17 protein-coding genes are annotated in these 17,652 nt (G+C 33.5%); 10 read left to right on the top strand and 7 right to left on the bottom strand.

Translation table 11 applies throughout. The features are described 5' to 3' along the window. Nucleotides 1–24: 24 nt before the first annotated feature. From K8B81_RS10055 to K8B81_RS10075, 5 genes are all read right to left on the bottom strand, one after another. On the bottom strand, nt 25–399 hold the full coding sequence (locus tag K8B81_RS10055) for a hypothetical protein (protein ID WP_223681298.1): 375 nt from the start codon (nt 397–399) through the stop codon (nt 25–27). Between the two features lie 493 nt (nt 400–892). Beyond that, nucleotides 893–2,791 carry an amidophosphoribosyltransferase gene (locus tag K8B81_RS10060; RefSeq protein WP_223681299.1) on the bottom strand — a complete coding sequence of 633 codons (1,899 nt, stop codon included), beginning with the start codon at nt 2,789–2,791 and terminating at the stop codon, nt 893–895. Nucleotides 2,792–2,871: 80 nt separating this feature from the next. Next, nucleotides 2,872–3,795, bottom strand: a complete 924-nt coding sequence (locus tag K8B81_RS10065) for a PfkB family carbohydrate kinase (protein WP_223681300.1) — start codon at nt 3,793–3,795, stop codon at nt 2,872–2,874. A gap of 204 nt (nt 3,796–3,999) precedes the next feature. After that, entirely contained in the window at nt 4,000–4,404 is a 405-nt protein-coding gene (locus tag K8B81_RS10070) for a hypothetical protein (RefSeq protein ID WP_223681301.1), read from the bottom strand. Beyond that, nucleotides 4,388–4,975 carry an RNA polymerase sigma factor gene (locus tag K8B81_RS10075; RefSeq protein ID WP_223681302.1) on the bottom strand — a complete coding sequence of 196 codons (588 nt, stop codon included), beginning with the start codon at nt 4,973–4,975 and terminating at the stop codon, nt 4,388–4,390. The genes K8B81_RS10070 and K8B81_RS10075 overlap by 17 nt, the downstream gene beginning before the upstream one ends. 270 nt (nt 4,976–5,245) lie before the next feature. Between K8B81_RS10075 and K8B81_RS10080 the strand changes: the two genes are divergently transcribed. Further along, nucleotides 5,246–5,596: a DUF6249 domain-containing protein gene (locus K8B81_RS10080; RefSeq protein WP_025571031.1), complete on the top strand. Its 351-nt coding sequence runs from the start codon at nt 5,246–5,248 to the stop codon at nt 5,594–5,596. Nucleotides 5,597–5,652: 56 nt separating this feature from the next. Here the strand turns inward: K8B81_RS10080 and rnhA are convergent, their stop codons facing one another. After that, nucleotides 5,653–6,132: a ribonuclease HI gene (rnhA, locus tag K8B81_RS10085; RefSeq protein ID WP_223681303.1), complete on the bottom strand. Its 480-nt coding sequence runs from the start codon at nt 6,130–6,132 to the stop codon at nt 5,653–5,655. An 88-nt stretch (nt 6,133–6,220) separates the two neighbouring features. Then, nucleotides 6,221–6,784 carry a phosphoribosylglycinamide formyltransferase gene (gene purN, locus K8B81_RS10090; RefSeq protein WP_223681304.1) on the bottom strand — a complete coding sequence of 188 codons (564 nt, stop codon included), beginning with the start codon at nt 6,782–6,784 and terminating at the stop codon, nt 6,221–6,223. A 175-nt stretch (nt 6,785–6,959) separates the two neighbouring features. Between purN and K8B81_RS10095 the strand changes: the two genes are divergently transcribed. From K8B81_RS10095 to K8B81_RS10135, 9 genes are all read left to right on the top strand, one after another. Beyond that, nucleotides 6,960–7,196, top strand: a complete 237-nt coding sequence (locus K8B81_RS10095) for an acyl carrier protein (protein WP_007137004.1) — start codon at nt 6,960–6,962, stop codon at nt 7,194–7,196. 181 nt (nt 7,197–7,377) lie between these two features. Further along, nucleotides 7,378–8,631, top strand: a complete 1,254-nt coding sequence (gene fabF, locus K8B81_RS10100; protein ID WP_223681305.1) for a beta-ketoacyl-ACP synthase II — start codon at nt 7,378–7,380, stop codon at nt 8,629–8,631. Nucleotides 8,632–8,640: 9 nt separating this feature from the next. Then, a complete protein-coding gene (gene rnc, locus K8B81_RS10105; RefSeq protein ID WP_025571042.1) occupies nt 8,641–9,381 on the top strand; it encodes a ribonuclease III in 741 nt (246 codons plus the stop codon). Nucleotides 9,382–9,506: 125 nt separating this feature from the next. Continuing rightward, entirely contained in the window at nt 9,507–9,995 is a 489-nt protein-coding gene (locus tag K8B81_RS10110) for an IPExxxVDY family protein (protein WP_223681306.1), read from the top strand. Nucleotides 9,996–9,999: 4 nt separating this feature from the next. Further along, entirely contained in the window at nt 10,000–11,433 is a 1,434-nt protein-coding gene (gene pyk, locus K8B81_RS10115) for a pyruvate kinase (protein ID WP_223681307.1), read from the top strand. 238 nt (nt 11,434–11,671) lie between these two features. Further along, nucleotides 11,672–12,871, top strand: a complete 1,200-nt coding sequence (locus K8B81_RS10120; protein ID WP_223681308.1) for a C1 family peptidase — start codon at nt 11,672–11,674, stop codon at nt 12,869–12,871. A 157-nt stretch (nt 12,872–13,028) separates the two neighbouring features. Beyond that, a complete protein-coding gene (locus tag K8B81_RS10125) occupies nt 13,029–13,754 on the top strand; it encodes a metallophosphoesterase family protein (RefSeq protein WP_223681309.1) in 726 nt (241 codons plus the stop codon). Nucleotides 13,755–13,796: 42 nt separating this feature from the next. Continuing rightward, a complete protein-coding gene (locus tag K8B81_RS10130) occupies nt 13,797–14,321 on the top strand; it encodes a DUF6646 family protein (protein ID WP_025571053.1) in 525 nt (174 codons plus the stop codon). Between the two features lie 428 nt (nt 14,322–14,749). Beyond that, nucleotides 14,750–17,620 (top strand): pectate lyase family protein, encoded by a 2,871-nt coding sequence (locus tag K8B81_RS10135; protein WP_223681310.1) that lies wholly within the window; start codon nt 14,750–14,752, stop codon nt 17,618–17,620. The last annotated feature ends 32 nt before the right edge of the window (nt 17,621–17,652 follow it).

The following is a 17,652-nucleotide window of genomic DNA, read 5'->3' on the forward strand; positions in this document are numbered from 1 at the left end:
TTGAATTAATCGGGTTTTATTTTTTTACCATTTTCCAAAGAAACTGTTTATGTCAAAATAATATTTAACTTCTTCTCCTTTTTCATTGGTTAACTTTAATAAATCATAATGTTTATTGCCCTCGCTTAGTAAAGCCTGGCCATTCATAGTACAATTTGGGCAAAGTTTTTTCGCAATTTTATATTCTTCGGCCACACTATTTACTTTGATGGCGTTTTTGATTGAACTTCCGTCAGGGGTGAATTTCTTATCATAAGAATTTTCATCTTCAATAATGCTTGCAGTTTTTTCATTGGTAATTTGATCATCTGTTTTTGGTTTAATAGATTTAGTGCCTGAACAATTCGCTAAAAAGAAACTTAGAAATACAGAAAAGAAAATTTGTTTACAGAACTTCATAGGTTGATAATTTAAAAATTTACACAATAATACAGAAATTTAGTAATAAAAAAATAGTTCAATCATTCTATTTCAATAAAAAAAGCGGAATTATTTCCGCCTTTAAGTATTCTACTACTGTGCCCTTTATTTTACATTCGGATTAACGGCAATAATATCCGATTAAATTATTGAAGTTTTTTGCCTTTTTACCCAAAATCTATTTTAAAATTCAATTTATTCAAATTGGAAGATTGGAAAACTGGATATGGGTATGTTATCTCTTTTAATAATCAGATGAACGGAAATAGATATCCGATTAAGTGTTTTTTTTAACTTAAGTTTATTCCAATAAAAAAGGTGAGATTTCTCCCACCTTTTTTGCCCCAAATCTACCATAAACTTAACCTACTAATGTTATGGTCTCTCAAAGATATATCAGCATTGCAGTTTCCCCAAAAAAAAAGGATGAAATGCAAAAAAATCCGATGAAATGCATTTTTTAACTTTTTATTTAGTATGCCCTTGCGTTTTTTCCTTCATAAAAGTTAATAAATGCTCTGTTTACAACACGATTTCCGCCTGGTGTTGGATAATCCCCGGTGAAATACCAATCTCCAAGATTTTTCGGACAAGCAATATGTAAATCATCTACTTTTTGGAATATAATTTTCACTTCAGCATTAATCTCAGGAGAACTTAATATTTCTGCAATCCTGTCTGAAATTTCTTCAGGTGTAAATTGATCATAAATTGCGGTTACATAATTTACAATATCTGTATCAGCAAAATTTTCCTGAGCTTTGCATTTAGCATATACTTCATCAACTATGTGATATAAATTTCTTTCCTTCAGTAAATCTAAAGCAGCTCTAAAAGCAACAAGACCTTCTAGTTTTGCCATATCAATTCCATAACAATCCGGGTAACGAATTTGTGGAGCAGAAGAGACAATCACAATACGTTTTGGTTTCAATCGATCCATCATTTTAATGATACTCATTTTTAATGTAGTACCACGAACAATACTATCGTCAATAATTACCAGATTATCTTCGGGCTTAATCACTCCGTAAGTAACATCGTAAACGTGAGCTACTAAATCGTCACGGCTGCTGTCTTCAGTAATAAAGGTTCTAAGTTTGGCATCTTTAATAGCTACTTTTTCTGTACGTATTTTTACAGCTAAAAGTTCCTGAAGCGTTTCTGCAGTAAGTGTATTTCTATTTTCTAGAATATAATTGTTTTTTCTCTGATTTAAGAAATCCTGAGCAGCTTCAACTAAACCATAAAAAGAGGTTTCAGCTGTATTTGGTATGTAAGAGAAAACAGTATTATCTGTATCATTGTCAATTGCTTTAAGGACAGCAGGTAAAATTAATTTACCTAAATTTTTACGCTCCTGATAAATTTCAGCATCGCTTCCTCTTGAAAAATAAATTCTTTCGAACGAACAGGCTTTTTTAATCGTTGGTTCTAAAATTTGTTTCATTGAAACGTTTCCGTTTTTCTTGATGATCAGAGCATTTCCCGGATCGATTTCCTGAACACTTTCGAATGGAACATTAAATACAGTCTGAATAACAGGTCTTTCAGAAGCTACAACAACTACTTCGTCATCCTGATAGAAATAAGCAGGACGAATTCCTGCCGGATCTCTAAATACAAAAGCATCTCCATGACCTAATAATCCGGCCATAGCATAACCTCCATCTAAATTTTTAGCTGAACGGGCTAAGATTTTAGCAATATCTAAACGCTCTGCAATTACAGGTGAAGCTTCTCTTTTTGAATAGCCTTCTGCTTTACAGTCCTGATATAATTGCATTACTTCTTTATCCAGAAAGTGACCAATTTTTTCCATTACAGTAACAGTATCGGCCATTTCTTTTGGATGCTGACCCAGTTCAACCAGATTTTGGAAAAGTTCTTTAACATTCGTCATATTAAAGTTTCCTGCCAAAATCAGATTACGGTGCATCCAGTTACTTTGACGTAAAAAAGGGTGAACACTTTCGATGCTGTTTTTTCCGAAAGTTCCATAACGAACATGTCCTAAAAACAATTCCCCAACATAAGGAATACTTGTTTTTAATTCTTTCATATTATCTCCTAGTTCAGGATTTGCTTTTAGTTCTTCACTGATACGATCATTGATTTGTTTAAAAACGTCCTGTATAGGCTGTGAGTGGTTTGAACGAACCCTGCTGATGTAACGTTCGCCAGGCTCTACATCTAATTTGATGCTTGCAAAACCGGCACCATCCTGACCACGGTTGTGCTGTTTTTCCATCATCAAATACATCTTCTGGATTCCGTAAAAAGCAGTTCCGTATTTCTCTTTGTAATATTCAAGCGGTTTAAGAAGTCTGACTAAGGCTATACCACATTCGTGTTTTAAAGCGTCGCTCATTTTGTTTTGTATTTGTGTTGTTGTAAGTTGTGTGTATTAACGTAATAAAAAAAGCCCCGTTTTATCGAGGCTCTTAGGCATTATATCTCTATGTCAAACTGAGTTAACGACTTAAATTGCTGTAATCGAATCGCTACTTCGGCTTTGCTTAAGGTTTCCATCCTCTCTGTTCCAAATTTTTCTACGCAGAACGAAGCTAAATTTGAACCGTAAATAATTGCATTTTTCATGTTTCCGAAAGAGATGTTTTCGCTTTGCGCAATAAAACCAGAAAAACCGCCTGCGAAAGTATCTCCAGCTCCTGTTGGATCAAAAACTTCTTCTAAAGGTAAAGCGGGTGCAAAGAAAACTTCTCTGTTGTGGAATAAAAGTGCGCCGTGTTCTCCTTTTTTGATCACCACATATTTTGGCCCCATATCCTGGATTTTGGCAGCGGCTTTTACTAATGAATATTCACCTGATAACTGTCTTGCTTCTTCGTCATTGATTGTGATAACATCTACGCGTTTGATAACGTCCAGTAATTCCGGAAGAGCACAGTCCATCCAGAAGTTCATTGTATCTAAAACTACTAGTTTTGGTTTTTTCTCCATTTGATCCAAAACACTGCTTTGTACTAATGGATGCAAGTTTCCTAACATCACCACATCAGCATCTTTGAAATTTTGAGGAACTTTTGGCTGAAAATCAGCTAAAACATTTAACTCAGTTACCAAAGTGTCTCTAGAATTTAAATCGTTATGATATAAACCGCTCCAGAAAAAGGTTTTTCCGCCTTTTACAATTTCGATACCGGAGATATCGATATTTTTTGAAGTCAGTAAATCTAAATGTTCTTGAGGAAAATCGTCGCCAACTACAGAAACTATGGCCGATTGCAGGTTGAAAAAGGATGCTGATAAACCAATATATGTTGCAGCACCGCCTAATATTTTGTCTGTTTTTCCAAAAGGAGTTTCAATCGCGTCGAAAGCAACTGTTCCAACAATCAATAATTTATTCATTTTATGAATTTCGAATTTAAGGTGCAAAGATACTTTATAAGTTACAATATTGCAACGGTTTGTAATCTCAAAGTTTTCATAAAATAACAACGATGATTTCTAAGTAAAACACTTGTAAATGAATTGTTTAAAATTGTTTTTCTGAACGCTTATAATAGGTTTTCCGGATTTAAAATGCAACTTATATTTTGAAAAAAATGGCGATTATAATTCATACTTCTTATCAAAATAATTCTTCAAAATCCCAACCTGAACCAAAATCATGAAAGGAACGATCAGAATAGCATACAAGATGTTTTTGGAAAAATGAATTCCTGAGAATACGGCTGAAATTTTGTCAGAATATAATTTCCCAACTTCGTCAATTTTAAGAGTGCTTTCGGAAACTGAAAAAAGAGAAGTATAAACCACCAAGAAAGCTAAAGCAATTCCAATGGAAACCCAGACCGGTTTAGAAATTAAAGGTTTATATGCTGTGCTTTTTTTCTCTTCCAAAATTAGAACTTCAGCCATTATTTTAGAAGTGAAATCTATTGATGGTGACTGCAGTTTTTCTTCAGCCATCATTTTATCAATAAGTTGTTCTATATCTTTATCGCTCTCTCTCATAACATTGTATTGTTTCTGGTTCTAACTGCTGTCTCAAAATTACAGCTAATTTCTGTCGGCTTCTGAATAATTTTACCTTGACATTATTAGCATTGATATTCATGATTTTGCCAATTTCTTCTAAGCTTTGATCTTCGAAATAAAATAAGGTCAGCAGGAAATTTTCATCTTCCGGTAACAAATTTAAGCAATTTTGAATAGTTTGCCTTCGTTCCTTGTCTTCCAAAGCACTCAAAGCGTTGTCCATTGTTTTAATCAAATGGGCTGAAAATTCATCAATTGAAATATTTAAATCTTCTTTTTTGTTTTTCTTCAAACGGTCTAAGCAGGTATTGTAGGCGATTTTATAAATCCAGGTCGAAAATTTAGAATCGCCTTTAAATTTGCCTAATGAATTATAAACTTTGATAAAAGTATCCTGAGCAACTTCTTCAGCTTCTTCTCTGTTTTTAATCATTTTCAAGGCCAGAGTAAAAATCATGTCTTTATACCGGTCGACCAGGGCGGCAAAAGAACTCGTCTCGCCCTGCAGGATTCTGTCGATATAATGCTGATCATTTAAAGTACTCATATTATATAGGACGACAAGCTGTTTGTTTAGGTTACAGATAAAATGAAAAATAAATTCCAAACGGATAAAATTCCAATTAGCGGAATTACATATATAGATGAACTTTGTAAAGGTTTTAAATTTTGATAAGGTTTTTTGTTATTAAAATTAATTGATTATCAGTGGTTTTTTGGAATTTGGAATTTAAATTTTCAAATATTTTAATAAAGTTGTAACCTGAATTTAAAAAGCATCGTCCTATGGAATATCAATCAATTAAAACAAAATATTATGTTAGCAGGAATTTTAGTACCCCTCAGTTTTTTTCTGATGGTTTTCGGAATTATTTATCTTATTTACTCAACACGAAACAGGGAACGATTAGCTCTTATTGAAAAAGGGGTAGATGCCAGTATTTTTTTAGAAGGAAAAGCGAAAGGCGTTCCGGCATGGAAAATATTTATTGTGAATTTAGCATTCTTATTAATAGGAGGCGGTCTCGGGATATTTATTGCATTATTAATAACAACTTATACTTCTTTAGAAGATGATGCCGTTTATCCTTCTATTATTTTTATAATGTCAGGAGTTGGTTTATTGGTTGGGTTTAGAACAGCCAAGGATTTGGATAAAGAGCAATAGCCGTTTTAAGTTAATGAAAAAACGTATCGGGATTAGATTTTCGATACGTTTTTTAATTATATCAGTTTAGAATCAGTTGTTTCATAAAAAGAATCTACAGAAAGTTTAGGCTGCATGGATGCCATAACAGCCAGTTGGTCGCATCGTTCATTTTGCGGATGGTTATTATGGCCTTTGATCCATTTAAAATCGACCTGATGTTTGCGGTACACAATTAAAAAACGCTTCCAGAGGTCGGCATTTTTTCTTCCGGCAAAACCTTTTTTCTCCCATCCTAAAACCCATTTTTTTTCAACAGAATCCACAACATATTTAGAATCTGAAATTACCAGTACTTTCATGTTTGGCTTTTTGAGTTTTTCTAATCCCACAATTACAGCCAGAAGTTCCATTCTGTTATTAGTAGTGAGGCGAAAACCTTCGTAGAATTCTTTTTTATGTGGAGTCCCGACGAGTTCCATCACTACCCCGTAACCTCCATTTCCTGGATTTCCTTTTGCGGCACCGTCTGTATATATATGTACTTCGTGATTCATTTAGATATCTTAGATATTAGAATTTAGATTTTTCAGATTTGGATTTTCAGACTCTTAAAATCTAAGAAGTCTAACAATCTAAAACAATTTATTGTTCTAATATGGTCTGAATAATTTCCGGAAAATGTTTTTGCTCCAGTTCATGAATCTTCTCTGCAACGGTTTCTGGAGTGTCTTCGTCTGTTAAAGCCACATTTGCCTGAAAAATAATAGCCCCTTCATCATAATGCTCATTTACATAATGAATTGATATTCCGGTTTCTTTCTCCTTATTATTAACTATCGCCCTGTGTATATGCATCCCGTACATACCTTTCCCTCCGTAATTGGGTAAAAGCGCAGGATGTATGTTGATTATTTTATGAGGGTATTGTTCGATTATATTTTCAGGGAATTTGAGTAAAAAACCAGCCAGGACAATCAAATCCGGATCGATTTTTTGTATTTTTTGTAAGATATTATGTTCTAAAAGTTCGTTTTTTGAGAAGATTTCGACTGGAATTTGATGTTTTTCTGCCCTTCCAATGACTTTTGCATTGGCGTTATTTGTAAAAATGGAAACAACTCTTGCGATTTCGGTTTTTTTAAAGTATGTAATAATATTTTCTGCGTTACTTCCTGAACCTGAGGCAAAAACGATAATTTTTTTCATAATCAAATTTATTTTGAGAATGCAAAAAACGGAATAAAAAATCAAAATAAATAGTATTGAAACACCTTTCTTGAAATTAATTTTATAAATTAGTAACACATTTATTAACTAAATAGTTGTTTTAAAATAAAGTTTTTTATTTTTGCCAACAAATTAAATTCTAAAATTAAAGATTATGTCAGACATTGCATCAAGAGTAAAAGCGATTATCGTAGACAAATTAGGTGTTGACGAAAACGAAGTTGTAACAGAAGCAAGCTTCACTAATGATTTAGGAGCTGACTCATTAGACACTGTTGAGCTTATTATGGAATTCGAAAAAGAATTTGATATTCAAATTCCAGACGATCAAGCAGAAAACATTGCTACTGTTGGTCAAGCTATTTCTTATATCGAGGAAGCTAAAAAATAATAATATCACACCCGATTCTGATTTAATTAGAATTCGGGTGTTATTATTTTAAAAAAAATTAAAATTTCGATTGATTTTCAATCCAAAAGATATATTTATATTGTAATTCCCATGGCTCTTAAGTAACAATACAGTTAAGAAATCATGGGTTTTATTTGTTTAAGATACAAAACACATATTTATGGCATTAAAGCGAGTTGTTGTAACAGGATTAGGTGCTCTTACTCCTATCGGGAATAATATCCAGGAGTATTGGGATGCACTTATTAATGGAGTTAGCGGTGCTGCCCCAATAACGTATTACGATACAGAGAAACATAAAACCAAGTTTGCCTGTGAAGTAAAAAACTTCATTATTGAGGATTATATGGACCGTAAAGAATCTCGTAGATTAGATAAATTTGCTCAGTATGCAATTGCTGCGAGTGATGAAGCTATTAAAGATGCGGGATTAACAGACGAAAATATCGACAAACAAAGAGTAGGAGTTATCTGGGGAGCAGGAATTGGAGGTTTAGAAACTTTCCAGGATGAAGTAATGTACTATGCAAAAGGTGACGGAACCCCAAAATTCAATCCTTTCTTTATTCCTAAAATGATCGCTGATATTGCACCGGCACATATTTCGATGCGTAATGGTTATATGGGACCTAATTATACTACTGTTTCGGCTTGTGCTTCTTCTGCAAATGCTTTAATTGATGCTTTCAACTATATTCGTTTAGGGATGTGTGATGTTATTGTATCTGGTGGTTCTGAAGCCGCAGTTACAATTGCTGGTATGGGAGGTTTTAGTTCAATGCACGCTCTTTCAACAAGAAACGAAAGCCCGGAAACAGCTTCCAGACCTTTTGATGCAACCAGAGATGGTTTTGTTTTAGGTGAAGGCGCAGGAGCTTTGGTTCTTGAAGAATATGAACATGCAAAAGCCAGAGGAGCAAAAATTTATTGTGAAATTGGTGGCGGCGGAATGTCATCTGATGCTTACCATTTAACAGCTCCACATCCGGAGGGAATAGGTGTTATTGCAGTAATGAAAAATACTTTAAGAGATGCCGGAATGAACCCTGAAGATGTTGATCATATCAACACTCATGGAACTTCAACTCCTCTTGGTGACGTAGCTGAGTTAAAAGCTATTAGTAATGTTTTTGGTGAACATGCTAAAAATATCAATATAAATTCAACAAAATCAATGACAGGGCATTTACTTGGTGCTGCAGGTGCTATCGAAGCTATTGCTTCTATTTTAGCAATGAAACACAGTATTGTTCCTCCAACAATAAATCATACTGTGGTGGATGAAAACATTGATCCATCATTAAATCTGACCTTAAATAAACCTCAAAAAAGAGAAGTAAATGTTGCTATGAGTAATACTTTTGGTTTTGGAGGACATAATGCCTGTGTATTGTTTAAAAAATTAGCTGACTAATTTCTGTATATGAATATTATCAAAAAAATATTTTCAAAATCCCGTTCTCAAGAAGACGGGATTTTTTTTGACACTATTCAGAAAATTCTTGGTTTTCAGCCAGTTTCGCTGGGATTTTACAGGAAAGCTTTTACGCATCGCTCTTCTAATAAATTGGATGAATCGGGAAATCCAATTAATTATGAGCGACTTGAGTTTCTGGGAGATGCTATGTTGAGCTCTGTCATAGCTGCGCATTTGTATAATAAAGCGCCTAACGGAGATGAGGGTTATTTAACCAAAATGCGCTCTAAAATTGTGAGCAGGGAACACTTAAACGAATTAGGTAAAGATTTGAATTTAGTACGATTTGTAGAGAGTAAAGTGCCTATCCAGCATTTTGGTGAAAATATTCATGGAAATATTTTCGAAGCACTTATAGGTGCAATTTATTTAGATCGTGGATATTCTTTTTGTGAAAAATTTATTCAAAACAGAGTTATTATACCGTATGTTGATATTGCCCGGCTTGAAGGAAAAGTGATCAGTTATAAGAGTCTGGTTATTGAATGGTGTCAGAAGGAAAAGAAAGTCTTTCATTATGATATTTTTGAAGATAATGGCATTGACGGACAGCGTTTGTTTGGGGTCAAATTAAGTATAGACGATAAAATTATAGCAAGGGCACGAGCTACTTCGAAAAAGAAGGCAGAAGAGAAAGCATCACAGCGCGCTTATTTCGCATTTCAGGAAAAAATGGATAAGAAATAATGCAAAAAGTAGTGTACTATTCTTAATGCTATAACGTTTTCGTTTATAAATTAATAAAAACATACTGTAGTTAACTATTTAAGCTACGATAGAAATAGTATATTTACAGCTTGATATTTCATGACATGGCTGTTCATAGATTGGATTTAGACGAATTTGACGAGATTGATTATTATTTAATGGCAATCCATACTTCTTTAGAAGATTATAGATTAGCCTATTTTATAAATAAAAAACTTCCGATAAACTTAAGTAAGAGCAAAAACGAGATTCATGCTCAGACTAAGGAAGGTGAGACAAATTTTTCAAGATTCTATTACTATGATGCCGAGAAAGCCATTTCGTGGAACTTGATTCAGAATAAAAATGAAATCATTTCTGTGAGTAAAAATGATTTTCAGAATTTGTTTTCTAATGAAAATAGTGAGATTTCAACAACAATTCATTTACTTCCTGAATTCAAAAAAGTAGATTTTTTCCTGAAAATCGATAATAGCGGTGAGGCTATAAACTTTTCAGAAATACAGCAAAAGCTAAATACAATTGAGAGTATCGCGGCTATTTATGCTGTAGATATCAATAAAATAAAATCAAAAAACAATTTAATTTTTTAAAGAAATGCTTACAAACAAAAAAACCAAAATTGTAGCTACGCTTGGGCCTGCATGTAGTACGAGAGAGATCATTAAAGATATGATCGAAGCAGGGGTTAATGTGTTCAGAATCAATTTTTCGCATGCAGATTATGAAGGAGTTAAAGAGAAAATAAATATTATTAGAGGACTAAACGAAGAATTTGGTTACACTACAGCAATTCTAGGGGATTTGCAAGGGCCAAAACTTAGAGTTGGTGTAATGGAAGAAGGGACTGTAGTTAATGATGGTGATTTAATCACTTTTACAACTGCTGAGGATATTATCGGAAATGCAAAAAAAGCATTTATGAAATATCAAAATTTCCCAAATGATGTAAATGTTGGTGAGCGTATTTTGCTTGATGATGGTAAATTGATTTTTGAAATTGTTTCAACAGATAAAAAGTCTGAAGTTGTTGCAAAGGTAATTCAGGGTGGGGAATTGAAATCTAAAAAAGGAGTCAATCTTCCAAACACTAAAATTTCATTACCAGCTTTAACTGAAAAAGATATTGCAGATGCCATTTTTGCTATTGAGCAAAAAGTAGACTGGATAGCACTTTCGTTTGTGAAAACACCTCGTGATTTGCAAGACTTACAGGAGTTAATTGCAAAACATTCGGAAGTTAAAATTCCAATTATTGCTAAAATTGAAATGCCGGAAGCCCTTGAGAATATGGATAGAATTGTAGCTTATTGCGATGGTTTGATGGTGGCTCGTGGGGATTTAGGAGTTGAACTTCCTGCTCATGAAGTGCCATTGGTTCAAAAAGACTTAATCCGCAGGGCAAAAACTGCAAGAATTCCTGTTATCGTTGCTACACAAATGATGGAAACAATGATTACAAGTCTGACTCCAACAAGAGCTGAAGTTAATGACGTTGCGAACTCAGTAATGGACGGAGCTGATGCTGTGATGTTATCTGGAGAAACTGCTACTGGAAATTATCCGGTACAGGTAATTCAGAGAATGACGCAGATTTGTGAAGCTGTTGAAGATTCTCCGCTTATTCATGTACCTCAAAATACACCTCAAATCAAAACAAAACGTTTTATTACTAAAACAATTTGTCAACAGGCTGCTATAATGGCCAACACAATTCAGGCAAAAGCAATCTGTACACTTACAAATAGCGGTTATACTGCTTTCCAAATTTCTGCCTGGAGACCATCCTCTGCACATATCCTGGTATTTACTTCAAACAGAAGGATTTTAACGCAATTAAATTTATTATGGGGAGTTAAATCATTCTTCTATGATAATGAAAGCAGTACTGATGATACAGTAACTGATGTAAATAAAATTGCTGTAGAAAAAGGTTATGCTGTAAAAGGAGATTATTTAATTAATCTTGCTGCAATGCCTATTAAAGACAAAGGAATGGTAAATACCATGAGAGTTTCTGAAATAGAATAAATTTTTTAGAAAACAGCTAAATATAAAAGCCGCCAAAATCTATTTTTGGTGGCTTTTCTGTATAAAACGCTTTAATTTATTTTTTCTTTTGTTTGATAAATAATTGATTTTAAGCAAATTATAAATAATGCAATGAAAATTTAACGAAACAGATACTAACAAATTGTATAGAATTTGATTGTTTTGTAACAAAATATAAATTGTAATTACTAATTTATTAAATCATTAAATAAAAATTATGAATCGATTATCAATCAAATCAGTAGTATTGATTGCTTCTGTCTTTTTTGTTGGAGTGGCTAGCTGTTTCGCACAAGACATTTTGGTAAATTCACTTAAGCTTAATGCAAGTGAAAAAAGCAAAGAAAACTTTAAATTCACTGAAGTAATTAATTTAGGAACTACCTCAGTAAAATTGCAGGGCTCTTCTGGAACCTGCTGGAGTTATTCTACAAATTCTTTTTTAGAGTCTGAAATGATTCGTTTAGGAAAACAGCCAGTTGAGTTGTCTCAGATTTTTTCAGCAAGAAATGTATATGTTGAAAAAGGTAAAAATTATGTACGCATGCATGGTGCTGTTACCTTAGGTGACGGAGGTTCTTTGCATGATGTAATTAATATGTATAGAAAATACGGAACTGTTCCGAGAGAAGTGTACACAGGATTAAATTACGGAACAGATAAAAATAAATTTGCTGAAATGGCAGCTCTTATTGAAGGAGTATTGACAGCGGTAGTTAAAAATCCAAATGGGGAACTGACTCCAAACTGGCAAAAAGCCTACGCATCTGTAATTGATTCTTACTTAGGAAAAGTTCCGGATAATTTTGACTATAAAGGAAAAAACTACACGCCACAAAGTTTTGCTAAAGAAGTTGTTGGAATTAATCCTGATGAGTATGTTGAAATGTCATCATTTACAACAGCTCCGTATTACCAAAAAACAGTATTGGCCGTACCTGATAACTGGTCATTTGATCAGGTTTATAATGTAAAAGTAAATGATATGACAGATGTTATTGATAATGCTTTGAAAAAAGGGTATACAGTAGCATGGGCAACAGATGTGAGTGAGAAAAGTTTTAGCTGGAAAAATGGTGTTGCGTATGTTTCTACAAAAAAATATGATGACATGACGGCGGAAGAAAAGGCCGACATGTTCAACGGCCCAAAAGCCGAACCTGAAATTACTGCAGAAATGCGCCAGGCTGCTTTCGATAATTACCAGACTACAGATGATCACGGAATGCATATTATCGGTTTGGCAAAAGATCAGACAGGAAAAGAATATTATATTGTAAAAAATTCATGGGGAGAAACAAATGATTATAAAGGTTTCTTGTTTGTAACTAAAAATTTTGTAAAATATAAAACAACAGCTTTAATGGTTAACAAAGGAGGAATTCCATCTGAGATTGCAAAAAAACTTGGAGTTTAATTTATAAAGGTTTTAATTATCCTGACAATACTTAGACATTGCGTTTTAAGATTTGTCGGGATTTTTGTTGTTAAATAGCAATATAAATTAGATTAATAAGTTACTTGTTTAAAGCGGTTCTTTCTATATTTTTGCAATTAAAGATTAAATAATTAAAATGAGAACATTTGTTATAGGTGACATTCATGGTGGTTTACTCGCGCTTGAGCAGGTGATGAAAAGAGCTGAAGTTACAGAGAAAGATACCTTAATATTTCTTGGGGATTACGTGGATGGTTGGAGCCAGTCGCCACAGGTAATTGATTATTTGATTGATCTTCAAAGTAAGCAAAATTGTATTTGCATCAGAGGAAATCACGATGAGCTCTTATTAGAATGGCTTAAAAATGCAAAAAATAATGAACTTTGGTACCAGCATGGTGGCGAGGCTACGGTTTTGGCTTATGAAAAATTAAATAAAGGCCAAAAACAAAAGCATATAAAATTTTTAGAATCACTAGAAGATTATCATCTTGATGAACAAAATCGTTTATTTGTTCATGCGGGTTTTACAAATTTAAACGGAGTTGGCTATGAATACTTCCCAACATTATTTTACTGGGACAGAACTTTATGGGAAACAGCTCTTTCTTTGGATCCAAATATGAAAAAAGACGATTTGTATTATCCAAAAAGGTTTACACTATACAAAGAAATTTTTATTGGGCATACACCTGTGAGTCGGATTGGTGAAACGGTTCCTATCAATAAGGCTTGTGTTTGGAATATTGATACAGGAGCAGCTTTTAAAGGGCCTTTGACAATAATGAATGTTGATACAAAAGAGTTTTGGCAGAGCGAGCCTTTAAATAAGCTGTATTCTAATGAAAGGGGGAGAAATTAATTGTAAATTTCTATTTTTGCACTCAAAATATATTTTAAAATTATGAAAAAAGTTATCACACTATTATTTTTAGTATTGGTAGGAGTTGTACAGGCACAACAGGCATTTAAAGGAAAAGGAGATACAAAAATTAATGTTGGAGCCAATTTACAAAATGACGGATCCGGAATCCAGGGTTCTATTGATTTTGGTTTGGCAGAAAATTTTTCTTATGGTTTTGTGGCTTCCTATTTGTTAGGAGTAAATGAGTTTTCTGGATTTTATGGAACAACTCAATATGTAAATGAAAAGCCTGAATTTAAAGATCGATTTGATGCCAAATTCAGAATAAACGCTAATATTGGGAATGTTTTAAATATTGATGAAAAATTAGACATTTATCCTGGTTTAAATTTGGGACTGAAAAATTTCGGAGGCCATGTTGGGGGACGATATTTTTTTACTGAAGGATTTGGCGTATTTACTGAATTAGGATTTCCAATTGCAAAATACAGTGAGGATAATGATTTATTTGATCATTTAAACAATCAGGTTACTTTTAGCCTTGGTGCTTCATTTAATTTGTAGATACTAAATAAAGATAAAAGCGGCGGTTTTGAAATTTTCAAAACCGCCGCTTTTTATTTGAAAGGAATTTGAATCTTTTTTTAATTAAAATTGTAAAATGAAGAGTTTAAAAATGGAAGAGTTTGTATGGTAAAAGTAAGAATATGCTTGCTGTTTAATTACTTTTTTGTGGAATGTGGATTTTAAAGTTTGAGATTAAGTCAGTTTCTGGTTACGTTACTGTTTTCAATTACTTGAGCGCTTTTTAACTACAACGTTTTAGTTGTTTAAGTGCTAATTTATTAACATCTATTTTTTATTATATGCAATTTTTTGTTTAAATAATTTTTATATTAATAAAAAATATTTATTTTAGTGTAATCGATTACATTGTGACTTTTATTATTTAAAAATAAACTATCTAATCTATTTACATTAAACCACATTTTATGAAAAAATTTTTACTTTACGTGGCTTTGATATTTATTTCATCAAATATTAAAGCGCAAACAATTACGAAATCTTCAGGATGGCTTGAATCAGCATTTGTTGAATGGTCACCTGTAGCGGGAGCCGACAGTTATAATGTATATTACACAGGAGGAGGCGAAACTAATAAAAAAATTGATGAGCAGCTGATACGTAGTTATGGAACTTATTTTCGTGCTGATGTGCCTGGTATAATAGCAGGAAGCTACACTTTAACTGTAAAACCGGTTACAGCAAATGTTGAAGGTTCAGGTACAACAACACAAATGTTGACAGTTATTGCTCATGATCGTAATGGTTTTGCTTTTGAGGGAGGACGTGTTCCAGGAGGCTATAAGGCAGACGGTGCTCCTAAAACAGGAGCGGTTATTCTTTATGTTACACAACATACAAAAAACACCATTACTTACAATATTGTTACAAGTAGTAAAGGTGCTGTTACAAGTTATACTGGATTGCAAAATATTTTGTATGGTATTAAAAAAGGATATGATACCCGTCCGTTTATTATTCGTTTAATTGGAAATATTACCGATATGACTGTAATGGAAGGTGGCGATATCACTATTGAAAATGCAAATAACGCAAATAGTTATCTTACGTTAGAAGGTGTTGGTAACGATGCAGTCGTAAACGGAATGGGAGTTCGTCTAAAATCTGCATCTAACATTGAGGTTAGTAATCTTGGTTTTATGAACTGTAATAGTACTGCTGGAGATAATATTGGTATGCAGCAGGATAATGATCATATTTGGGTACATAATAATGATTTGTTTTATGGAAACGCAGGAAGTGATGCTGATCAGATAAAAGGTGATGGGGCGTTAGACAATAAAAATTCGACTTATATCACGTTGTCTTATAACCATTTTTGGGATAGTGGTAAAGCAAGTCTTCTGGGATTAAGTGAAAATAAAACAACAGATTTATATATTACCTATCATCACAACTGGTTTGACCATTCCGATTCTCGTCATCCTCGTGTTCGTTTTTATTCTGCACATATTTATAACAATTATTATGATGGTAATTCTAAATATGGAGCTGGGGCTACTTCTGGATCATCTCTATTTGTGGAGGGTAATTATTTTCGTAATTGTAAAAACCCAATGATGACTTCTCTTCAGGGTACAGACATTTGGAGCAGTTCTAAACAGATAAATGATGCAGGAAATGAAGGAACGTTTTCTGAAGAAGCCGGAGGAACTATTAAGGCGTTTAATAATACATTTGATGCAGATATTGCAACTAACAGTATGCGTTTTGTAGCTTATGGAGATACCAATCCTTTGTATAATATTGCAGGAAAAATTAGTTCTACATCAGATTTTGATGCTTATTTGGCTACAACCAGAGATGAGATTGTTCCGGCTACAGTAACTTCAAAATCAGGAGCTAATACATATAATAATTTCGATACTAATGTGGCATTATATGTCAAAAACCTGACGATAGATTCTCCTGCTGATGCTAAAGCTAAGGTTATGCAGTATGCGGGTCGTGTTTCCGGAGGAGATCTAAAATGGGTATTTGATAATGCTGTAGATGATAAGTCTTATCTTGTAATAACGGCATTAAAACAGGCTCTTACTGATTATGTATCCAAAATGGTAGCTGTACAGGGTGAAACTGTGGCTCCCGGAAATCAAACATTAACAGCAACTACAAACAACAATAATCAAACAGTAACCAGTGGTGCTGCAATTAGTAATATTGTATTCAGTTGGGGTGGTGATGCTACAGATGCGTCTGTGACAGGATTGCCAAATGGAATCACCGCTACAAAAAATGCTACTGCTAAAACATTAACTCTTTCCGGAATACCTACTGAAACTATGGAATATACAGTTACGACTACAGGAAGCGTAGGGACTTCTGCTTCGGATTCCGGAACAATTACAATGTTGCCTCCAAGCAGTCAGGTACTTACTTCTTCAAGTAATAAAAACCAGACAATAGCTTTAGGTGCAGCTATCGCTCCAATTGTGTTAACCTGGAGTGGTGATGCGGAAGATGCAGAAGTTGGTACCTTACCAGCAGGTCTTGGATCGGTAAAGGATATATCTGCAAAAACAATTACAATTTCTGGTACTCCAACAGCTACAGGTTCGGTTACTTTTACGGTAACTACTTCGGGTAGTGCAGGGACTCCTGTAGCAGTATCAGGAACAATTGTTGTTAATACGGTTTCTGTCGGAGATCAAATACATAATTTCACAACGGCAACACCAACGCCTGTGACTAGTTCGTTTTATACCATTTCAGGAAGCATGAATAGTTCGCCAGTAACAATAAACTATTCTGGTCAAACGTTAACGAAATCTTTAAAGATAGAAACTAGTACATCTATAACATTTACAGTTGCTTCTGCTGCTACATTGGTGTTAGTTATGGATCCTTCGCTTGATGCTACAAAAAGAACTTATGTTGTTCCAACAGGCACGGCTGTCGGAAATACTTATTCTTATACTGCTGTTAATGGAGTTACAACTATATCTCTTCCAGCAGCAGGATCATATACTATATTAAAAAGAGATAGCGGAAATTTATACTATATTAAGGTTTCTTACCCAACATTGGGTTTGGAAGATAATATTAAAACATCAAAATTGATACTATATCCAAATCCTGTTTCACAGCAATTGTTTATTTCTTCTCAAGATCAAAAAGTAAAAGATGTGATGATATACAATTTATCCGGGACAGTAGTGAAAAACATTTCGAATTTAGCTGAAGAAACCGTTGATGTTAGTGATTTAGCTACAGGAAATTACTTCATAAGAATAACCACAGATCAAAACTCGGTTACCAAAAAAATAATTAAAAAATAAAACTTAAACTAATAACTTTAAATAATGAAGGG

It is taken from the genome of Flavobacterium hibisci (assembly GCF_020026925.1).
Lineage (GTDB): Bacteria > Bacteroidota > Bacteroidia > Flavobacteriales > Flavobacteriaceae > Flavobacterium > Flavobacterium hibisci.